At 31.4% G+C, this 17,475-nt stretch carries 23 protein-coding genes; 11 read left to right on the top strand and 12 right to left on the bottom strand.

The window, feature by feature from the left end:
* The 3 genes from G4L40_RS04125 to G4L40_RS04115 all read left to right on the top strand — a co-directional run bounded on the left by G4L40_RS04125 (position 1) and on the right by G4L40_RS04115 (position 1,459).
* Complete coding sequence (locus G4L40_RS04125) at positions 1–300, top strand: 2TM domain-containing protein (RefSeq protein WP_166235889.1); 300 nt, start codon at positions 1–3, stop codon at positions 298–300.
* Positions 301–325: 25 nt separating this feature from the next.
* On the top strand, positions 326–634 hold the full coding sequence (locus G4L40_RS04120) for a 2TM domain-containing protein (protein WP_166235888.1): 309 nt from the start codon (positions 326–328) through the stop codon (positions 632–634).
* A 72-nt stretch (positions 635–706) separates the two neighbouring features.
* Positions 707–1,459: a LytR/AlgR family response regulator transcription factor gene (locus G4L40_RS04115; RefSeq protein ID WP_166235887.1), complete on the top strand. Its 753-nt coding sequence runs from the start codon at positions 707–709 to the stop codon at positions 1,457–1,459.
* On the opposite strand, the gene G4L40_RS04110 is transcribed toward G4L40_RS04115, so the two are convergent.
* The 5 genes from G4L40_RS04110 to G4L40_RS04090 all read right to left on the bottom strand — a co-directional run bounded on the left by G4L40_RS04110 (position 1,460) and on the right by G4L40_RS04090 (position 6,852).
* Positions 1,460–2,746 (bottom strand): carcinine hydrolase/isopenicillin-N N-acyltransferase family protein, encoded by a 1,287-nt coding sequence (locus G4L40_RS04110; protein ID WP_166235886.1) that lies wholly within the window; start codon positions 2,744–2,746, stop codon positions 1,460–1,462.
* Positions 2,747–2,806: 60 nt separating this feature from the next.
* Positions 2,807–3,826 carry a COX15/CtaA family protein gene (locus G4L40_RS04105; RefSeq protein ID WP_166235885.1) on the bottom strand — a complete coding sequence of 340 codons (1,020 nt, stop codon included), beginning with the start codon at positions 3,824–3,826 and terminating at the stop codon, positions 2,807–2,809.
* Positions 3,827–3,900: 74 nt separating this feature from the next.
* A complete protein-coding gene (locus G4L40_RS04100) occupies positions 3,901–5,316 on the bottom strand; it encodes a CCA tRNA nucleotidyltransferase (RefSeq protein WP_166235884.1) in 1,416 nt (471 codons plus the stop codon).
* 74 nt (positions 5,317–5,390) lie between these two features.
* Entirely contained in the window at positions 5,391–5,957 is a 567-nt protein-coding gene (locus tag G4L40_RS04095; protein WP_166235883.1) for an L-threonylcarbamoyladenylate synthase, read from the bottom strand.
* A gap of 1 nt (position 5,958) precedes the next feature.
* A complete protein-coding gene (locus G4L40_RS04090; protein ID WP_166235882.1) occupies positions 5,959–6,852 on the bottom strand; it encodes a polysaccharide pyruvyl transferase family protein in 894 nt (297 codons plus the stop codon).
* Between the two features lie 83 nt (positions 6,853–6,935).
* Between G4L40_RS04090 and G4L40_RS04085 the strand changes: the two genes are divergently transcribed.
* Both G4L40_RS04085 and G4L40_RS04080 read left to right on the top strand, forming a co-directional pair.
* Positions 6,936–7,700: a lipopolysaccharide kinase InaA family protein gene (locus G4L40_RS04085; RefSeq protein ID WP_166235881.1), complete on the top strand. Its 765-nt coding sequence runs from the start codon at positions 6,936–6,938 to the stop codon at positions 7,698–7,700.
* 24 nt (positions 7,701–7,724) lie between these two features.
* On the top strand, positions 7,725–8,537 hold the full coding sequence (locus G4L40_RS04080) for a glycosyltransferase family 2 protein (RefSeq protein WP_166235880.1): 813 nt from the start codon (positions 7,725–7,727) through the stop codon (positions 8,535–8,537).
* Here G4L40_RS04080 and G4L40_RS04075 read toward each other — a convergent pair.
* Complete coding sequence (locus G4L40_RS04075) at positions 8,532–9,569, bottom strand: CDP-glycerol glycerophosphotransferase family protein (RefSeq protein WP_166235879.1); 1,038 nt, start codon at positions 9,567–9,569, stop codon at positions 8,532–8,534. The genes G4L40_RS04080 and G4L40_RS04075 overlap by 6 nt on opposite strands.
* Before the next feature lie 2 nt (positions 9,570–9,571).
* Positions 9,572–10,252 carry a phosphocholine cytidylyltransferase family protein gene (locus tag G4L40_RS04070; RefSeq protein WP_166235878.1) on the bottom strand — a complete coding sequence of 227 codons (681 nt, stop codon included), beginning with the start codon at positions 10,250–10,252 and terminating at the stop codon, positions 9,572–9,574.
* A gap of 135 nt (positions 10,253–10,387) precedes the next feature.
* Between G4L40_RS04070 and G4L40_RS12965 the strand changes: the two genes are divergently transcribed.
* Positions 10,388–11,017, top strand: coding sequence for an adenylyltransferase/cytidyltransferase family protein (locus tag G4L40_RS12965; protein ID WP_207785318.1), 630 nt, complete (start codon positions 10,388–10,390; stop codon positions 11,015–11,017).
* Here the strand turns inward: G4L40_RS12965 and G4L40_RS04060 are convergent.
* From G4L40_RS04060 to G4L40_RS04045, 4 genes are read right to left on the bottom strand one after another with little or no spacing between them, the layout of a single operon-like run.
* On the bottom strand, positions 11,014–11,595 hold the full coding sequence (locus G4L40_RS04060; protein WP_166235877.1) for a LicD family protein: 582 nt from the start codon (positions 11,593–11,595) through the stop codon (positions 11,014–11,016). The genes G4L40_RS12965 and G4L40_RS04060 overlap by 4 nt on opposite strands.
* Before the next feature lie 9 nt (positions 11,596–11,604).
* Positions 11,605–11,982 (bottom strand): hypothetical protein, encoded by a 378-nt coding sequence (locus tag G4L40_RS04055; protein ID WP_166235876.1) that lies wholly within the window; start codon positions 11,980–11,982, stop codon positions 11,605–11,607.
* Positions 11,979–13,046, bottom strand: a complete 1,068-nt coding sequence (locus tag G4L40_RS04050; protein ID WP_235922583.1) for a glycosyltransferase family 9 protein — start codon at positions 13,044–13,046, stop codon at positions 11,979–11,981. The genes G4L40_RS04055 and G4L40_RS04050 overlap by 4 nt, the downstream gene beginning before the upstream one ends.
* 15 nt (positions 13,047–13,061) lie before the next feature.
* On the bottom strand, positions 13,062–13,877 hold the full coding sequence (locus G4L40_RS04045) for a 2,3,4,5-tetrahydropyridine-2,6-dicarboxylate N-succinyltransferase (RefSeq protein ID WP_133609979.1): 816 nt from the start codon (positions 13,875–13,877) through the stop codon (positions 13,062–13,064).
* Positions 13,878–13,993: 116 nt separating this feature from the next.
* Here G4L40_RS04045 and ruvX point away from each other — a divergent pair, with 116 nt between their 5' ends.
* The 5 genes from ruvX (at position 13,994) to G4L40_RS04020 (ending at position 16,907) form a co-directional block, all read left to right on the top strand.
* A complete protein-coding gene (gene ruvX, locus G4L40_RS04040) occupies positions 13,994–14,407 on the top strand; it encodes a Holliday junction resolvase RuvX (RefSeq protein ID WP_166235875.1) in 414 nt (137 codons plus the stop codon).
* Between the two features lie 65 nt (positions 14,408–14,472).
* Complete coding sequence (def, locus tag G4L40_RS04035; RefSeq protein ID WP_166235874.1) at positions 14,473–15,060, top strand: peptide deformylase; 588 nt, start codon at positions 14,473–14,475, stop codon at positions 15,058–15,060.
* A 115-nt stretch (positions 15,061–15,175) separates the two neighbouring features.
* Positions 15,176–15,607, top strand: a complete 432-nt coding sequence (locus G4L40_RS04030; RefSeq protein WP_166235873.1) for a DUF5606 family protein — start codon at positions 15,176–15,178, stop codon at positions 15,605–15,607.
* Positions 15,608–15,737: 130 nt separating this feature from the next.
* The gene (mazG, locus tag G4L40_RS04025) at positions 15,738–16,511 is read left to right on the top strand and encodes a nucleoside triphosphate pyrophosphohydrolase (protein ID WP_166235872.1); all 774 of its coding nucleotides are present in this window, start codon (positions 15,738–15,740) and stop codon (positions 16,509–16,511) included.
* A gap of 108 nt (positions 16,512–16,619) precedes the next feature.
* The gene (locus G4L40_RS04020; protein ID WP_166235871.1) at positions 16,620–16,907 is read left to right on the top strand and encodes an antibiotic biosynthesis monooxygenase family protein; all 288 of its coding nucleotides are present in this window, start codon (positions 16,620–16,622) and stop codon (positions 16,905–16,907) included.
* A gap of 60 nt (positions 16,908–16,967) precedes the next feature.
* Here the strand turns inward: G4L40_RS04020 and G4L40_RS04015 are convergent, their stop codons facing one another.
* The gene (locus G4L40_RS04015; protein ID WP_166235870.1) at positions 16,968–17,471 is read right to left on the bottom strand and encodes a hypothetical protein; all 504 of its coding nucleotides are present in this window, start codon (positions 17,469–17,471) and stop codon (positions 16,968–16,970) included.
* Positions 17,472–17,475 lie beyond the last annotated feature (4 nt).

Here is a 17,475-nt window from a genome sequence, read left to right as displayed (position 1 = left end):
ATGGAAGCGAATCAATTTGACATAGAAAAATACAACAAAGCAAAAGAGCGAGTAAAAGAATTAAAAGGTTTTTACGGACATTTAGCAAGTTATGTGGTTGTAATTCCGGTTTTAATTTTCATTAATCTTTATTTTTCACCAAAACATATTTGGTTTTACTGGCCAATGTTGGGCTGGGGAATAGGTTTATTATTTCATGCTGTTGGCGTTTTTAATATCATTCCGTTTTTTGGAAAAGATTGGGACGATAAGAAGATTAAGGAAATAATGGAAAAGGAAAAAAATACAAAATGGGAATAGTTATTACCAATTAAAAACAGAAATCATGAACACACAAGACGAAATCAAATATCAAGAAGCTTTAAAACGAGTTAAAAAAATTAAAGGCTTTTACAAGCACGCAATAGTATATATTTTTGTAAATATTATGATAGTTTTTCTTAATTTAAAAAACTTAGCTCCAGGCGAAACGTATTTTCAGTTTAAAAATTTTATGACTGCTTTCTTTTGGGGAATTGGTTTAGCAGCACACGGTCTTACGGTTTTTGTGCCTAATTGGATTATGGGGCAAAACTGGGAAGAACGCAAGATTAAGGAATTTATGGAGAAAGAGAAGGCTAATAAGTGGGAATAATTAGTCGCAGTTTTCAGTCGCAGTTGACAGACAACACAAAAACTTGAAACTTGAAACTTGAAACAAAAAACAATGAATATATTAATTATTGAAGACGAAAAACCAGCAGCACGATTGTTGCAACGCAAAGTAGAAAAATTAGGTTTGCAAGTAAATACCATGTTGCATTCTGTGGAAGAAGCTATTTCATGGTTTCAAAACAATGCGCATCCTGATTTGATTTTTTTGGACATTCAATTGTCTGATGGATTGTCGTTTGAGATATTTGAGCAAATTGATATTAAAAGTGCTGTAATTTTTACAACCGCTTATGATGAGTATGCGTTGCGTGCTTTCAAACTGAATAGCATTGATTATTTATTGAAGCCTATCGATGAAGAAGATTTAGAAATCGCAGTCAATAAATTCAAAGCTAGAAACCAAGCACAAAATATTTCATTAGATTTTGAAGCGATAAAGCGCATGTTGGTTAATCCAGTGGAAAAGGAATATAAAAAGCGTTTTTCAGTAAAAATTGGGCAACAATTAAAAGTGATTTCAATTGATGAAGTAGAATGTTTTTACAGCGAAAATAAAGGAACGTATATTCACACTTTAGACAATCGTGATTATTTAATTGACTCGACTTTAGAAGTTGTAGAAGCAGAAATCAATCCAAAAGACTTCTATCGTGTAAGCCGAAAATTCATTGTTCCACTGAAAGCGGTAAAGGAAATTCAAGTTTATTCGAATTCAAGATTAAAAATAATTCTTCCTACATATAAAGACGACGAAGTTATTGTAGCTCGAGAACGTGTTGGTGATTTTAAAGAGTGGATTGGTTAGTTAAAAATTAAAATAAAACCTCCAATACACAAAAAATCCAATTAAAATTAGGTACAACAAACTATTTAAACTTAAGGCGATTAAAGCAAATGTATTCCAAAGTTTTTCTTTAATCAGTTTTAAATTGAATCGAATTAACGGAATTATGGCTACTAAAAGCACATAAGGTAAATAAGAAGTCAAGCTTGTTAAAGTACTAAAGGAACTTTTATACGGAGAAGCAAAATAGAAAATAGTCATATTTGTACTTAAAACATACATATAGTAGAATAAAATTAGTCCAAACGGAATTAAAAGTAATTTGATTGTATTGAAGCTATTGGTTTTTCTATTTTTTACATAATTCACTAAAAAGTAAACCGAACTCATAAAAAAGAATAATCCGCAAAATACTAAAAATAGACGTAAAATATCATTGTTATGAGGTATTTGGTATGAAGCTAATTTTTCAAATTCATCATTTTTTGGAAATAAAGAGTCTACTTTTATGAGGTGATTTCCTTTTACCAGTTCTTCTTTGATATTGAATTTAATAGTTTTATCATATTTGTGATAGAAGTATAAATTCACCGTTCCGTTAGTGTTATCCCAAATAGAAGTTAATAGTGTTCCATCACCAATTTTTTCTCTGCAAACATGCATGGTATCGGATAATTTTCGGCAAAATTCTAAATCGGTTTCTAATTTGTTATTCAAAAACAAAACACCATTTTGATAGCGTTCTAATTTTAAAGCTTCTTCTTTTGAAGTTATAGACGGACAAAAATTAGACAAAACATAACTTGCCTCATTACCCGAAATAATTTTATATGGTTCTACAACAATGTAATTTCCGGATTTATCAACATAAATGAAAACGTCTTCGATAAAATAACTATGATCATATTTTTCAATATATTTTTTTACATCTTCAACTGTTTTGCATGTGTGAAGAATGTCTTTTAGATATTGGGTTGGATTGGTTATTTTTAGACGGTTTTTGAAATAGGAATTATTATTTTCTGGATGATATGATGCTAATCTTGAAAATACCAAACCATGCTCATTCATTCCAGATTGTGGTGCATAACCATTTGTGCCATCAAATCGCGAACCCGTAAAAGCAGCTCCAAAAGGAGCTTTATTGTTGCCAATTTCAAACCAAATATTGGGTGTTGTTCTCCATGCATCTTCATTACAACCCACCATAGTTTTGCCATTTTTGGTCACTTTGTACATGCTACAAGGCTTACCAAAATTCACTGAAAAAAGAAATAGTAAGGTAAGAAGAATTTTGGCGTTTTTCATAAAAATGACATTTGGTTCAATAATAAAACGATTGAACAATCAAAATGTTACATTAATGAATTATTTAGAAAATCTATGCAACGTAAACGTCATTGCTGTCAATAAAAAGAACGCCATAATTTGATGTGCTAATCCTAACCAAAGCGGCACATGGAATAACAAGGTAAAAATTCCTAGTAAAAATTGAATAAAAACAAAGACCAATAACGTTTTAACTCCGTTATCTTGTGTTTTGTCCAATACAAATTTTCTACTCTTTATGAATAAGAAAATAATCATTCCAACTACAACATAAGCGAATGTTCGGTGTATGAATTGTACACCACTTTTACCTTCTGTAAAGGCTAAAAGTAAATTCGATTTTTCTAATCGAATACTTTCATGAAAGAATTGACCATCGCTCATTAAAGGCCAATGATTGTGAATTAAACCGGCATTTAAACCAGCAACAAATCCACCATAAATAATTTGAATGATTAAAATTACCAAAGCAATTCGGGCAATTTTTCGTAATTCTAAAACAGGTAATTTTCTTTCGGGATAAATTAAATCTAAAGCTACCCAAAGCGTGTATGCAAACGTAATGAAAGCAAACGTTAAATGAATTGCTAATCTGAAATGACTCACGTCCGGCATGTCTTTTAAACCACTAGCTACCATGAACCAACCTAAAAATCCTTGAAAAGCGCCCATTCCTAATAGTATGAAACATTTTTTGATGGTTTCGTGATCTAACTGTTTTTTGATTAAGAAATAAACGAATGGAATAATGAAAACCACACCAATAATACGACCAATAAAACGGTGAAACCATTCCCAAAAGAAAATAAATTTATAATCGTCTAATTGAAAATCTTTGTATTGATTTACTTTTTGATATTCTGGATATTTCTTGTATTCTTCAAAAGCTTCCACCCATTTTTCTTCTGACATAGGAGGGAAGGTGTCGTTGATTAAATGCCAATCGGTCATAGATAAACCGGAGTTGGTTAAACGTGTAATTCCACCTACCGTAACCATGATAAATAATAAAATACAACCAGAAAGTAGCCAATAAATGACTGATTTATTTGTTTTCATTTTTCTTGATATTCAAAAAGCACCCCAAATTTACATAATGTGCATTTGAAAAGCGCTTTAACAGATTATAATTTTTATACTTTTTTCAACCCTAATTTTTCTGCTCTTTTTAAAATAAATTCTTTCGCAGGTTCATATTCATTTGGAATTTCGCCTTCTAAAATCGCTTCTTTTACCGCTTCTTTTAGAACTCCAATTTCTCTACAAGGTTTTAATCCGAATAGTTCCATTATTTCTTCACCCGAAATAGGTGGTTGAAAAACACGAACTCTATCTTTTTCTTCTACTTCCACAATCTTTTCTTTTACAATGTCGAAATTCTTGTGGTATTTCTGAAATTTTTTTGGATTTTTAGTCGTGATATCTGCTTTGCATAAGGTCATCAAACTATCAATATCTTCCCCTGCATCAAAAACCAAACGACGAACTGCACTATCGGTAACAATATCTTCCGCAATTACAATTGGTCGCGAACTCATCGTAACCATTTTTTGCACGAATTTCATCTTATGATTCAACGGCATGTGCAAACGTTCAAATATTTTTTTGACCATTTTACCACCTAAAAATTCATGTCCGTGAAACGTCCAACCTTGTTTTTTGTTGAATCTTTTGGTTGGGGCTTTTCCAATATCGTGTAACAATGCCGACCAACGTAACCAAACGTCATCTGTATTTGGACAAATATTATCGACTACTTCTAACGTGTGATAAAAATTATTTTTGTGTGTGTGACCTTCAACTTCTTCGACATTATTTAACGCTGTTAATTCAGGTAAAATAATGTTTAACAAACCAGTTTGGTACAAATGTAAAAATCCGATGGAAGGTTTATCTGAAGCTAAAATTTTATGCAATTCATCAACAATTCGTTCTCCTGAAATAATGTTGATTCTATCTTTGTTTTTTGAAATCGCCTCTAAAGATTCCGATTCGATTTCGAAATTTAGTTGCGTAGCAAAACGAATCGCACGCATCATTCGCAATGGATCATCAGAATACGTAATATCTGGATTTAAAGGTGTTTTGATGATTTTGTTTTTCAAATCTTCTACACCATTAAAAGGATCAACTAAATCACCAAAGTTTTCAGAATTTAATGAAAAAGCCAAAGCGTTTATCGTAAAATCTCTTCGTTCTTGATCATCTTTTAATGTGCCGTTTTCTACTAAAGGATTTCGGCTGTCGTGCGTATACGATTCTTTTCTAGCACCCACAAATTCTACATCAATGTCATCATAGCGCAACATTGCAGTTCCATAGTTTTTGAAAACTTGTACTTTTGGATGAAATGGAATTAATTCGGAAACTTTTAAAGCTAGTTCAATTCCGCTACCAACGGCCACGATGTCGATGTCTTTTTTATGGTCTCTGTTTAGTACTATATCGCGAACAAAACCACCAATCACATAGCATTCCAAGTTAAGTTCTTGTGCTGCTTGCGAAATGATTTTGAAGATGTTATGTTCTAAATGTTGTTTATAATTCATGCTTTAATTTGAAAATTTGAAAATTAGTTAATTTGAAAATTGCTTTATTTTCAAATCTTCAAATCTTCAAATTATTATTTTCTAATCACTTTTACTTGACTATCTAAACCTAATTTGATAATCGTAGAAGGATTTTTGCAAACTTTATCGTGGTGCAAATTTACTACATAGTCCACACCTTTTATAATTTCGGGACTAATTTCTTTGAAAGTTTTTGGAGTAGGTTCGCCCGAAATATTTGCTGAGGTTGAAACCAATGGTTTTTTCATGCGTTCCATCAACTTAAAACAGAATGGTTCAGTCACTATTCGAACGCCCAAAGTGCTATCTTCCGCAACGATATTTTTGGCAACATTTCGAGGATTATCTAAAATTAAAGTGGTTGGTTTTTCCGATAAATCTAGAATTTGCCAAGCCACATCAGGAATTTCTTTGAAAACGTTGTACATCATGCGCTCGCCGTTCATTAAAACAATCATGCTTTTTGTTTCTTCACGTTGTTTTAAAGCGTAGATTTTTTTTACAGCTTCTTCATTTGTGGCGTCGCAACCAATTCCCCAAACGGTATCGGTTGGATATAAGATGATGCCTCCATTTTTAATGACTTCGAATGCGTTGTGAACTTCGGTGTTGATATCCATCTTATAGATTTAAATAATTGAATGCTTTTTCTGCAAATTTAAGATTACTTTCTCTACATTCTGCCAAAAGCCCATCATAAGTTGTTCCCTCATTCAAATGATGTAAAGCCTCATCAAAAGTTGAAATGATTGGTTGATGTTTAAAATCGTAAAATTTTGAAGAATTTGGTATTGCAATAACTTTCTTTTCCATTAACATAGCCCAATACATGGTGTGATAACTATCAGTAATAATATTATCTGAACTTCCAATGAATGCAATTAAATCTTCTAAATTAGTGGTGTTTGAAGAAGTTGCAAAATTTTGATATTTTTTTGTAATGCTTTCTTTTTTTAATGTGTCTTTGTGAAAAACAACTCCAACTTCATTTTTAACTTCAAATTTTTGGTCAAAAATAGGATGCATGCAACTTACGCAAGGTACATATTCGCCAGGCATATTGTAATCTCTGGTTCCAACTAATCCAAATTTATTGATGTCAATATTGTATTTTGAAACTTTTCCATAAGTTTTTGGCGATTTTTCGTTGTGACCAACTCCCCAAAGAACTATTTTCTTTCCTTTAGTAGTTAACTTTTCAAACATTTTCATTTGCATCACAAAACCATCACGATTCAATAAACCGCCACCACCTATAATTAAAGAACGTTCAGAAATTTCATTAATAAAATGATTTCTGACTTCTTTATCTTCACTTTTGTAATCAAAAATATCAAGGCTTTTGCCTTTTAAAACATCAAAATAATGATGTGGAGCACAATAAAAATCTCCAATATTTTTTTTATCGATTCTATGAATATTAATCACATCATTGTTGTGTTGTTCCTTTTCTAAAATAGATTGGATAACACTTCTTTTAATTAAATTTCGTTTTATGGATTTGAAGATATTCATGAAGGATCTTTTTTTGATACCACAAAACTATAAATTATTTTATATTTGAAGGTAAATCGCCAACATTGTTTTATTTTCGCATTATGAAAAGTACTTTTAATCCCGAATTTTTAGATAAAAAAGAAGTTATCCAAAATTGTGTAACCAATTATTACAATTTAGGCACTTTTATTTATGAAGGAAATAGAAATAGTATCAAGATTTTTGATTTGGAAGACTGTATAATTTGTATAAAAGCATTCAAAAAACCACATCTTTTCAATAAAATAATGTATACTTATTTTAGAAAGAGTAAAGCAAAGCGTTCTTTTGAATATGCAAAATTGTTGCTGGAAAAGGGAATTGGAACACCAAAACCAATTGCTTATTATGAAAATTTTGATGGTTTAGGATTAAACGATAGTTATTATGTTAGTGAGTTTTTAAAGAGCGATTTCAGATACCGAGAATTATTGAAAATGGAAGATGAGGTAAAAAAAGAAACTGTTTTAAGACAATTTGTTGCTTTTACCTATAAGTTACACCAAGCTAATATTGAATTTATAGACCATTCTACAGGAAATACTTTAATTAAAGATTTAGGAAATGGACAATATGCTTTTTATCTAGTAGATTTAAATAGAACCAATTTTGATAAAAAATTGACTTTTGAAGAACGCATGAAAAATTTCTCCAAATTAACTTCAAGCGAAGCTATCATTGCAATTATGAGTGATGAGTATGCGAAATTGTCAGGAGAAAATAAAGAAATGGTTTTCAATGCCATGTGGAAAGCTACACAAGAATTTCAACATCAGTTTTATAGAAAAAAAAGACTGAAAAAGAAATTAAAGTTCTGGAAAAAGTAGTATTTTCACTTTTTAATTCATTAGATGAAATTATCTGTTATTATTACTACTTACAATTCGGAAGAATGGCTTGCAAAAGTTCTCGAGGGTTATTGCAACCAAACCGAGAAAGATTTTGAAGTAGTAATTGCAGACGATGGTTCCACTGAAAAAACTAAAGAAGTTATTACTTCCTTTTCATCCAAACTTAAATATTCCATTATACATGTTTGGCAACCCGATGAAGGGTTTCAAAAGTGTAAAATTCTAAACAAAGCCGTTCTAAAAGCAAACACTGATTATCTACTTTTTACCGATGGTGATTGTATTCCAAGAAGAGATTTTGTAGCACAACATTTAAAGTATAAAGAAGAAGGTTATTTTCTTTCGGGTGGCTATTTTAAATTGCCATTGTCTATTTCTAAGTTAATTTCATTAGAAAATATTATAAAGCAAGATTGTTTCTCAATTCGTTGGTTAACCAAAAACGGATTAAAGTATAGTTTTAAACTCTCAAAACTGACAAAAATCAGTCTTTTTGCTCAATTTATGAATTGGATTACGCCTACTAAAAAAACATTCAATGGACATAATACTTCTTGTTTTAAAAAGGATTTGTTAGCCGTAAATGGTTTTAATGAAGATATGAAATACGGTGGATTAGACAGAGAATTAGGTGAGCGTTTGTTTAATTTAGGAATTTTATCAAAACAGATTCGATATAGTGCGATTTGCATCCATTTAGACCACGAAAGAGGCTATTTTAGTCAGGATGAATGGAATAAAAATCTTGAAATTAGAAATTACAACATCAAACACAATATCATCAAAATTAAAAACGGAATCGAAAAATTATAGTTTAAACATTTTATTGATTTTGTATCTTCTGAATAAAGATAGTTTTCGTCTCTTAGGAACACCATTTCTTTTAATATAATCTTCAACCGCTTTAACCATACGTTCTGCCGATTTCCCATCGCTATATGGATGGTAATTATTGTAGATTTCTTTTCTTGTTTTTGAAAAAGGATCTTCGGTTAAATTTGAAGCTACTAAACTTTCTAACTTATTGTAATCAAAACTGTTTTCCCAAACAATATTTTCTGAAATATTTTTAAACGTAATAACTGGTTTATCTAGTAATAAAAACTCATAAATAACGGAAGAAGTATCACTAATCATGATGTCTGCCATTAAAAGAAACTTGATAATATTTTTTTCGGTTTCAAAAATAATATTTGGAGTTTCTTGTGCTAATTTTCGATATACTTCTAACCAGTTTTCAGCCATCAAAGGATGAAATTTTAGTAGAATAAGGTAATCAGGATGATTTTTAGCTAATGACTTAATTTGTTCTACCAAATGTGGAGCTGAAGTCAATTTTGGAGAGAATGTTGGCGCATAAAGCAATATTTTTGAAGCGTTATTTTGCTGTAAAAGTGTCTGTTTTTCAGCTTCATATTTAGCTTTTTCAGTCCCGTAAATATCTAGTTTTGGCCAGCCGGTTTCAATGACTTCAAAATCTTTGTATTTGTTTTTGAATTCAATAAATCTCTTGGTAAAAAACGGACCTTGTGTTAAATACAAATCGAAATAATGACGAATTCTAAAATGCCCTTTTTTCTCGCCTGCTAAGCCATGAAATACCTGAACTTTTACACCACGTAAATAATGTGGCACTTCGTTTCCGGGAACAAAAATAGCATCACTTTGATACGTGATTAATTCACCAATTGAAGTGGTGTAAGGTTCGTTTTTATAAGGATAATCTTGAATGATTTTTGGATTTACATACCAAATATACTCGTGTCCGTTATCAACTAAATACGTTTTTATGGGTTCTAAAATCCCAAAAGCATAATTATTTTGACAAAACAAGACACACTTCATGATTAGAACAATTTGTTTACGTTTTCTAAATCTTCCACAAAGTCAATTTCCATACAATTGTATTTAGAAATATCAACTGCTTGAATTTTAATGTTATCTTTTTCAATGGCTAATTCTAATCCTCTTTCAAAATAATCATTAACATCACATTCTTCTAAACGATTAATAAATGCCTGGATGTCATTAGAAGAAATAAAGTTGATTCCAACCGCTTCTCCTAAACCATTTTTTACAGTTTTAGAAAGTTCGTCAATAAAGCCATCTTTTAAAGTGTATTTCACTTCTTCATCAGCAACTTTGCTAGTATTTACAGCAACAAATGAAGTGTTTGATTCGATATGCGGATTTAAAATGTCTAATAATTTGCCATCAAAAACCACATCGCCATTGAACCATAAAACACTATTTCTTCTATATTTTTTTAGCGCTCTAACTAAACTTTTTGAAGTATTAGTTTGATCAAAAAACGGATTATAGATATATGTTAATTCTGGAAAACGTTCCATGATTAAGTCTTTTTTAAAACCAATAACAACGTTGATATCATCAATATCATATTTTGACGAAATGTTGTCAATTTGAGTTTCCATAATGCTCTTTCCATTTTTCAATGGCGTTAATGGTTTTGGAAATGGATTTCCTAATCTTGAGCCAATTCCAGCCGCGAGAATTACTATTTTCATATTTTTTTCGGGTTTAAAAAACGAATTTCAAAGGTAACTTTATTTTTTATTTACGAAAAGTATTTTTTTTGATTTTATAACTCAAATCTTTGTCTAAATTTGTGATGTTAAAAAATGTGAAATTTTAATTCATTTATGGAAGCAGCATTTGTAGAAAAGTTTATCTCAAAATATCCTAATTGGTCTGTAAAATCAGATTCTACAGTAACTTTTGATTTTTTGTTAATTAGTAAAGTTACTGGTAATGATGATGAACTAATTGCAATTCTATCAGAATTAAACGAAGCATTTAAAAACGCGAACTATACCATTGAAATTAGTAATTTCAAAACCTACGAAATCAAAGTTAAAGAAGTTCAAACTCCTAAAAAATACCGAAGAATGTATACTTCAGGTTGTTTTGATATTTTTCATTATGGGCATTTGAATATTTTGAAAAAGACGAAAGAACTATGCGATTATCTTATTGTTGGTGTTTCTACAGATGAATTAATCGAAAAAGAAAAAGGAAGATTACCCGTTATTCCATTTCATGAACGAATCAATGTAGTTAAAGCCATTAAATATGTTGATGAAGTAATTCCGCAAGTAGACAAAAACAAGCAAAAAGTGGTTGATGAATACCAAATTGACGCTATTTCTGTAGGTGATGATTGGAAAGGAAGATTTCCAGCAACTTCTTGTCTTGTAGAATATTTTGCTTACACCGAAAACGTAAGTAGTACTATTTTAAAGCAAACCCTAAGATTAGATAATAAATCCTAAGCTAAAGCCTTGTCATCTGTAGCTGTATTCCAATCTTTTACCGGTGTTTGCCAATTGCCGTAACGATACGTTAAGTATTCGTCTGTTAATTCAGGTGTGCTGTAATCAAATCCTTTGAAAGAAAGAGTTCCAAAGTTTTCGTAAAATTTAGTTGGAACAAACTTTGTTTTATTTGCAATTTCCCAATAGTGCTTGTCCTCGATAGGATATTTGATAAAAATATCAGCACAAACCTTACCTTTTAATAAACCAAAAAAACGTTTTTCGCGAATTTTTATCATGCGTAAAGTTCCCGCTTTAAAAAAATCATTAGACACTTCAAAATGTCTAGTTTTTACACGATAACCTGCTTTTTTAAGTGCAACAATAAAACTTTCTAATTTATCATTTTGAGTAGATTTCACCGAAAAATCAATATCGTTATCCCAAGGCAATAAACGATTTTCTCTTCTTATTCCTAAAAGTGTTCCGCCTTCAATCCAATATTCAATATTGCAAGAATTAAATATCTTCGCTATGTTTTCAAGCATTCGCTCTGCAACAAGCATGTTTTTTCCTTCAAGCGTAATATCGTACATAATTAGGTTTTATAAGTTTGAATTTAGAAAGATAGTCAGATTATCTAAATTTTCTAGTTTATTGTAATGAAAAGTTGTAATTCCTATTGATTTCGCTGAAGCAACGGCATCTGGATTATGCTCAAAATAAACAACTTCTTCTGTTTTTAGATTGAAATGTTGCAACATTTTTACAAAGTAATCCGAATCGGTTTTATTAGGATTATGAGCCAAAGAAAAAACAGGATAAGGCATATTTACAATACCAAATGTAACCAATTCTTCTTCATTAGCATTGGTTAAAATGATTTTGTTATTTGGATAAGAATCAAGTAATTTTTTTAAATCGAAATTAATTCCTTCCTCAGTAACAAAAGTGTTCCAAGCATCGACTAAAATGGTTTTCATTTAAGATTGTTTTTTAAGAATACGTCCAATTCCTGCATGAAAAATTCGGGTTGAAAAGCTTTGTAATAAAAAGCATAATTTTCATGAAATTCTTTTCTTTTCTTCTCTTTAAAAAGTTCGGGTTGGTAATCGTTTAAATGAACCGCTTTGTTAATGATTCCGTCATCAAAAATACTCCAACTTTCTTTTTTAATCCAAGGTGAAAAAATAGTAAAAGACGGTTTCTTCAAGGCTTTTGCAATATTAACAGCTCCACCATCATTTCCAATAATCAAATAGCAATGGTGCATAATCTTGATAAACGAACGCAAATCGCTACCAATTAAATCTAGCACAATATGCTGTTTTGTTTTTTCATTACATTTATTATAGATAGAATGCGCCTCTTTTTGTTGCTTTGGGGTGTAATTAAAAAGAATTTTTACGGCATCATTCTCTGCCACAAAATCAATCAATTTCACCATGTAATCTTCAGGATACGTTTTGCTTATTTCACTTCCTAAAATACTTATCATGATTACTTTTTCAGAAGCTAAATCAATTCCGTGTTGTTTGAAAACGGGAATCATTTCAGCTTTTTCAGAATCCAATAAATGCAATTTTGGAAAAGGATCAATTGTATTCTTTTGGATTAATTTTTCAAACAAATTAATTCTTCTTTCAATAGCCAAACCATAATATGATTTAGGTTTGCTATGGTGTTTCTCTTTTTGATTGTAGGCAATTCCTAAGCCTTTATTGAGATAACCAATTCTTTTAGAAGCACCTGAAAAAAGAGTAATCAAGCTGCTTTCTAATTTAGCATAAGGGTCGATTACGATATCGTATTTTTTACGTCTAATTTGAAGTAAAAACTTAAAAAAAGAAATGTAATTCGCTCTGAATTTATCTTCAAAGAGAATTACATTATCGATATACGGATTGTTTTCTATAACCGGAGTTGTAAATGAATTTACTAAGTAATCCACTTGGGCATCAGGGTATTCTTTCTTTAGATTTTCGCAAATCATAGAACTAATCAACACATCGCCAATCATTTTTTGTTGGACTACAAGTATTTTCATCTACGCTTAAATTAATTACACCGCTACGTTATATTCTCTCAATGCATCATTCAACGAAGTCTTCAAATCCGTTGAAGGTTTTCTTTGTCCAATGATAATTGCACAAGGCACTTGGTAATCTCCCGCTGGGAATTTCTTCGTATAACTTCCAGGAATTACAACCGAACGAGCTGGAACAACTCCTTTATATTCAATTGGTTCATCACCTGTTACGTCAATAATTTTAGTAGAACCTGTCAAACATACATTTGCACCTAAAACGGCTTCTTTTCCTACGTGAACACCTTCTACCACAATACATCTTGAACCGATGAAAGCGCCATCTTCAATAATTACTGGAGCGGCTTGTAAAGGTTCTAATACACCGCCAATTCCAACACCACCAGAAAGGTGAACATGTTTTCCAATTTGCGCACAACTTCCTACAGTTGCCCAAGTATCTACCATCGTACCTTCATCAACATAAGCACCAATGTTTACATAACTTGGCATTAAAATTACGCCAGAAGAAATATAAGCTCCATATCTAGCCACAGCATTAGGAACTACACGAATTCCTTTTTCAGCATAATTACGTTTCAACAACATTTTATCATGATATTCAAAAATACCCGATTCCCAAGTTTCCATTTTTTGAATAGGGAAGTACATCACTACTGCTTTTTTAACCCATTCGTTTACTTGCCAGCCATTTTCAACTGGTTCGGCTACACGAAGTTTTCCGCTATCTAATAATTCGATAACTTCTCTAATGGCTTTTTGCGTAGTTTCTTCTTGTAATAAAGCACGATTTTCCCATGCTTGTTCTATTGTTGCTTGTAAATTGGTCATGATAGTAAAAATTTGTGATGCAAAGATAAATCATTTGTTTGAAAGCAAAAATCAATAGTTTAAAGTTTGAAGTCTATTTTGTGAAACAAATGCCTTATTTTTGTAAAAAAAATCAAATGCCACGAATTTTAGCCATAGATTACGGAATCAAACGAACAGGAATTGCTGTTACTGATGAAATGCAGATGATAGCTTTTGGGCTAACCACAATTCAATCAGACACCGCAATTGCTTTTTTAAAAGACTATTTTTCGAAAGAGAAAGTTGAACGTGTCATCGTTGGTGAACCAAAACAAATGGATGGAACACCTTCGCAAAGTGCCGAAATTATTAATGCTTTTGTGGTTAAATTTCAAACCGCTTTTCCCGAAATGCCTGTTGATAGAGTAGATGAGCGTTTTACATCAAAAATGGCATTTCAAACCATGATTGACAGCGGTTTAAAAAAGAAACAACGTCAAAATAAAGCTTTGGTTGACGAAATTGCCGCAACAATTATGCTTCAAGATTATTTACATTATAAAAAATAGTACTTTTGCACGAAATTTGATGTAACAAATCCGATTTTAAGTTTACAAATAATAAAATTTACAAAATGATTTTACCTATATACGGATATGGAGAACCAGTACTGCGCAAAGTTTGTGAAGAAATTACGCCAGAATATCCTAACCTAAAAGAAACGATTGCTAATATGTATGACACGATGTATCATGCACACGGCGTTGGATTAGCTGCTCCACAAGTTGGATTAGCCATTCGTTTGTTTGTAATAGATACGGAACCTTTTAGTGATAGCGATGATATTTCTAAAGAAGAAGCGGCTTTAATGAAAGATTTCAAGAAAACGTTCATCAATGCCAAAATCATCAAAGAAGAAGGTGATATTTGGGGATTTAATGAAGGTTGTTTGAGTATTCCAGATGTGCGTGAAGATGTTTTTCGTCATGATACGATTACAATTGAATATTTTGATGAAGATTTCAATAAGAAAACAGAAGTATATGATGGTTTAATCGCACGCGTTATCCAACATGAGTATGACCACATTGAAGGAATTTTATTTACCGATCACTTATCAATGTTGAAAAAGAAGTTAATTGGGAAGAAATTGCAAAACATTATGGATGGTAAAGCAAGACCCGATTATAAAATGAAATACGTAAACAAAAAAGGACGTTAATTAGTGATTCGTTAATAGTGAAAAGTAAATAACTATTTTAACTAAACTTTTTCACATTTCACTTTTCACATTTCACTTTAAATAATATATTTGCCAACCTTAATAAGTAAGAAAAATGAGCATTCAAAAAATATTAGCAGTTTCTGGGAAACCAGGTTTATATGAATTAAAAATTCAAACTCGTACAGGATTTGTAGCCGAATCTTTATTAGACGGAAAGAAAATAACAGTAGGAATGAGAGCCAACGTAAGTTTGTTATCAGAAATTGCAGTGTACACGTATTCAGAAGAAGTGCGTTTAGCAGAAGTTCTAAAAGCAATTGCAACTAAAGAAAACGACGGTTTAGCAATGTCTCACAAAGAGGATGATGCTAAATTAAAAGCATATTTTAGAGAAATTTTACCAGAATTTGATGAAGACAGAGTATATGCTTCTGACATCAAAAAAATCTTAAATTGGTACAATTTATTACAGCCTAAAGGTTTTGTTTCTGTTGAAGCTTTATCTAAAGAAGTAAAAGAAGAAGAAACTCCAGCTGCTGAATAAGTAGTTGAAAACTATATTTTAAAATCCTGCGTTTTCCACGTGGGATTTTTTATTTTTACGATATTATTTCCATCAATATAGTACAGACAAGTCAATGACTTGTCTCAACGTCAAATAAACATCACCAATAATGAACACACGCCAACAACAACTGCAAGCTTTCAATCGACTTTTAGATATTATGGACGATTTGCGCGAAAAATGTCCGTGGGATAAAAAGCAAACGCTCGAAAGTCTACGTCATTTGACGATTGAAGAAACCTACGAATTAGGCGATGCTATTTTAGATAACGATTTACAGGAAATTAAGAAAGAGTTGGGCGACGTGTTGTTGCACATTGTGTTTTATGCGAAAATTGGTAGTGAAACCAATGCGTTTGATATTGGTGATGTAGCAAATTCGATTTGTGACAAATTAATCGATCGTCATCCTCATATTTATGGCGATGTGGTAGTGGCTGACGAAGAGGAAGTAAAGCAAAATTGGGAGAAACTAAAACTGAAAGAAGGCAAAAAATCAGTTTTGGAAGGTGTGCCTAAAAGTTTACCAGCATTAGTAAAAGCAAGTCGCATTCAAGACAAAGTAAAAGGTGTTGGATTTGATTGGGAAGAACCGCACCAAGTTTGGGACAAAGTACAAGAAGAGCTAAGCGAACTCCAAGTTGAGGTACAAGCCGGCAATCAAGACAAAATAGAAGCCGAATTTGGCGACGTTTTGTTCTCTATGATAAACTACGCCCGATTCTTAAAAGTAAACCCTGAAGATGCTTTAGAACGTACCAACAAAAAATTCATCAAACGTTTCCAATATTTAGAAAGCAAAGCCACCGAATTAGGCAAACCTTTAATGGACATGACGCTAGCCGAAATGGATGTTTTTTGGGAAGAAGCGAAGAAACTTTAGTATTCAGTGGTCAGTCGCAGTGTTCAGTAATAGTTGTCAGTTCGAGTGATTTAGTAGAAATCGTATTGAGAACTATTCGTAATTCATAATTTTTAATTTATAATTTTCATGTACTACGCAGTAATTTTTACCTCTACTAGAACCGAAGTTGAAGCAGGTTATGTCGAAATGGCAATTAAAATGGTGGAATTAGCCAAAGCCCAACCTGGATATATAGGCATGGAAAGCGCACGAAGCGAAATTGGAATCACTGTTTCGTATTGGGAAAGCTTAGAAGCCATAAAAAACTGGAAAGCTAATATGGAACATGTAGAAGCACAAGAAAAAGGCAAAACCACTTGGTACAAAAATTACAAAGTAAGAATTGCTAAAGTGGAAAGGGAATATGAGTTTTAAAAGGTAATTTAAACGCAAAGTTTTTATCTCGTTTGTCATGCTGAGGTAACGAAGTATTCTTTATTCGATTATTCCACTAAATGTTTTGTATTCGCTATATATATTTATACCGAAAAGATTCCATTTCAAAACTCCATCAGCTGTAAAAGTTGCTTTTTCATTTGTTTTGTAAACTTGAGTTTCAAAAGATTTGAATTCCCAATTATAACCACTAATTAGACCCGTCAGAAAACTATAGCTTTCTATAGGAATATAATCGTTATTCTCAATTGAATATTTGACGCGAAGGTTAATATCAAAAACTAAATTATCTTCAAGTACTATTTTTTTAATTTTTGAGCTGTTCGTTTTTTTATAATCAGTGGTTATTGTAATTCGGTTAATTTTTTTCGACGTTTTTGTTGCTGAAATAATCTGAATGATTCCTAATGTCATTATTAGAATTGAAAACACTTTAATTTGAGGATTAAAAATTTTCTTTCCTTTAATGATGAATCCAACAATTAAATAAAAAAAGAAAATTATTAATGAAGCATTAAGTAATGTCCAAAGTAAATGTATCATGTAA

The organism is Flavobacterium celericrescens, from assembly GCF_011392075.1.
Taxonomy (GTDB): Bacteria; Bacteroidota; Bacteroidia; order Flavobacteriales; family Flavobacteriaceae; genus Flavobacterium; species Flavobacterium celericrescens.
This window is presented reverse-complemented; position numbering and strand designations above follow the sequence as displayed.

Bases quoted from the DNA above. Each gene is read 5' to 3' on its own strand.
- G4L40_RS04055 (WP_166235876.1), bottom strand. From the start codon at position 11,982: ATGAAAACCATTTTAGTCGATGCTTGGAACACTTTTGTTACTGAGGAA.
- G4L40_RS04100 (WP_166235884.1), bottom strand. From the start codon at position 5,316: ATGAATTATAAACAACATTTAGAACATAACATCTTCAAAATCATTTCG.
- G4L40_RS04030 (WP_166235873.1), top strand. From the start codon at position 15,176: ATGAGCATTCAAAAAATATTAGCAGTTTCTGGGAAACCAGGTTTATAT.
- mazG (WP_166235872.1), top strand. From the start codon at position 15,738: ATGAACACACGCCAACAACAACTGCAAGCTTTCAATCGACTTTTAGAT.
- G4L40_RS04120 (WP_166235888.1), top strand. From the start codon at position 326: ATGAACACACAAGACGAAATCAAATATCAAGAAGCTTTAAAACGAGTT.
- G4L40_RS04105 (WP_166235885.1), bottom strand. From the start codon at position 3,826: ATGAAAACAAATAAATCAGTCATTTATTGGCTACTTTCTGGTTGTATT.
- G4L40_RS12965 (WP_207785318.1), top strand. From the start codon at position 10,388: ATGGAAGCAGCATTTGTAGAAAAGTTTATCTCAAAATATCCTAATTGG.
- G4L40_RS04080 (WP_166235880.1), top strand. From the start codon at position 7,725: ATGAAATTATCTGTTATTATTACTACTTACAATTCGGAAGAATGGCTT.
- ruvX (WP_166235875.1), top strand. From the start codon at position 13,994: ATGCCACGAATTTTAGCCATAGATTACGGAATCAAACGAACAGGAATT.
- G4L40_RS04015 (WP_166235870.1), bottom strand. From the start codon at position 17,471: ATGATACATTTACTTTGGACATTACTTAATGCTTCATTAATAATTTTC.
- G4L40_RS04085 (WP_166235881.1), top strand. From the start codon at position 6,936: ATGAAAAGTACTTTTAATCCCGAATTTTTAGATAAAAAAGAAGTTATC.
- G4L40_RS04075 (WP_166235879.1), bottom strand. From the start codon at position 9,569: ATGAAGTGTGTCTTGTTTTGTCAAAATAATTATGCTTTTGGGATTTTA.
- G4L40_RS04125 (WP_166235889.1), top strand. From the start codon at position 1: ATGGAAGCGAATCAATTTGACATAGAAAAATACAACAAAGCAAAAGAG.
- G4L40_RS04070 (WP_166235878.1), bottom strand. From the start codon at position 10,252: ATGAAAATAGTAATTCTCGCGGCTGGAATTGGCTCAAGATTAGGAAAT.
- def (WP_166235874.1), top strand. From the start codon at position 14,473: ATGATTTTACCTATATACGGATATGGAGAACCAGTACTGCGCAAAGTT.
- G4L40_RS04020 (WP_166235871.1), top strand. From the start codon at position 16,620: ATGTACTACGCAGTAATTTTTACCTCTACTAGAACCGAAGTTGAAGCA.
- G4L40_RS04045 (WP_133609979.1), bottom strand. From the start codon at position 13,877: ATGACCAATTTACAAGCAACAATAGAACAAGCATGGGAAAATCGTGCT.
- G4L40_RS04110 (WP_166235886.1), bottom strand. From the start codon at position 2,746: ATGAAAAACGCCAAAATTCTTCTTACCTTACTATTTCTTTTTTCAGTG.
- G4L40_RS04060 (WP_166235877.1), bottom strand. From the start codon at position 11,595: ATGTACGATATTACGCTTGAAGGAAAAAACATGCTTGTTGCAGAGCGA.
- G4L40_RS04095 (WP_166235883.1), bottom strand. From the start codon at position 5,957: ATGGATATCAACACCGAAGTTCACAACGCATTCGAAGTCATTAAAAAT.
- G4L40_RS04115 (WP_166235887.1), top strand. From the start codon at position 707: ATGAATATATTAATTATTGAAGACGAAAAACCAGCAGCACGATTGTTG.
- G4L40_RS04090 (WP_166235882.1), bottom strand. From the start codon at position 6,852: ATGAATATCTTCAAATCCATAAAACGAAATTTAATTAAAAGAAGTGTT.
- G4L40_RS04050 (WP_235922583.1), bottom strand. From the start codon at position 13,046: ATGAAAATACTTGTAGTCCAACAAAAAATGATTGGCGATGTGTTGATT.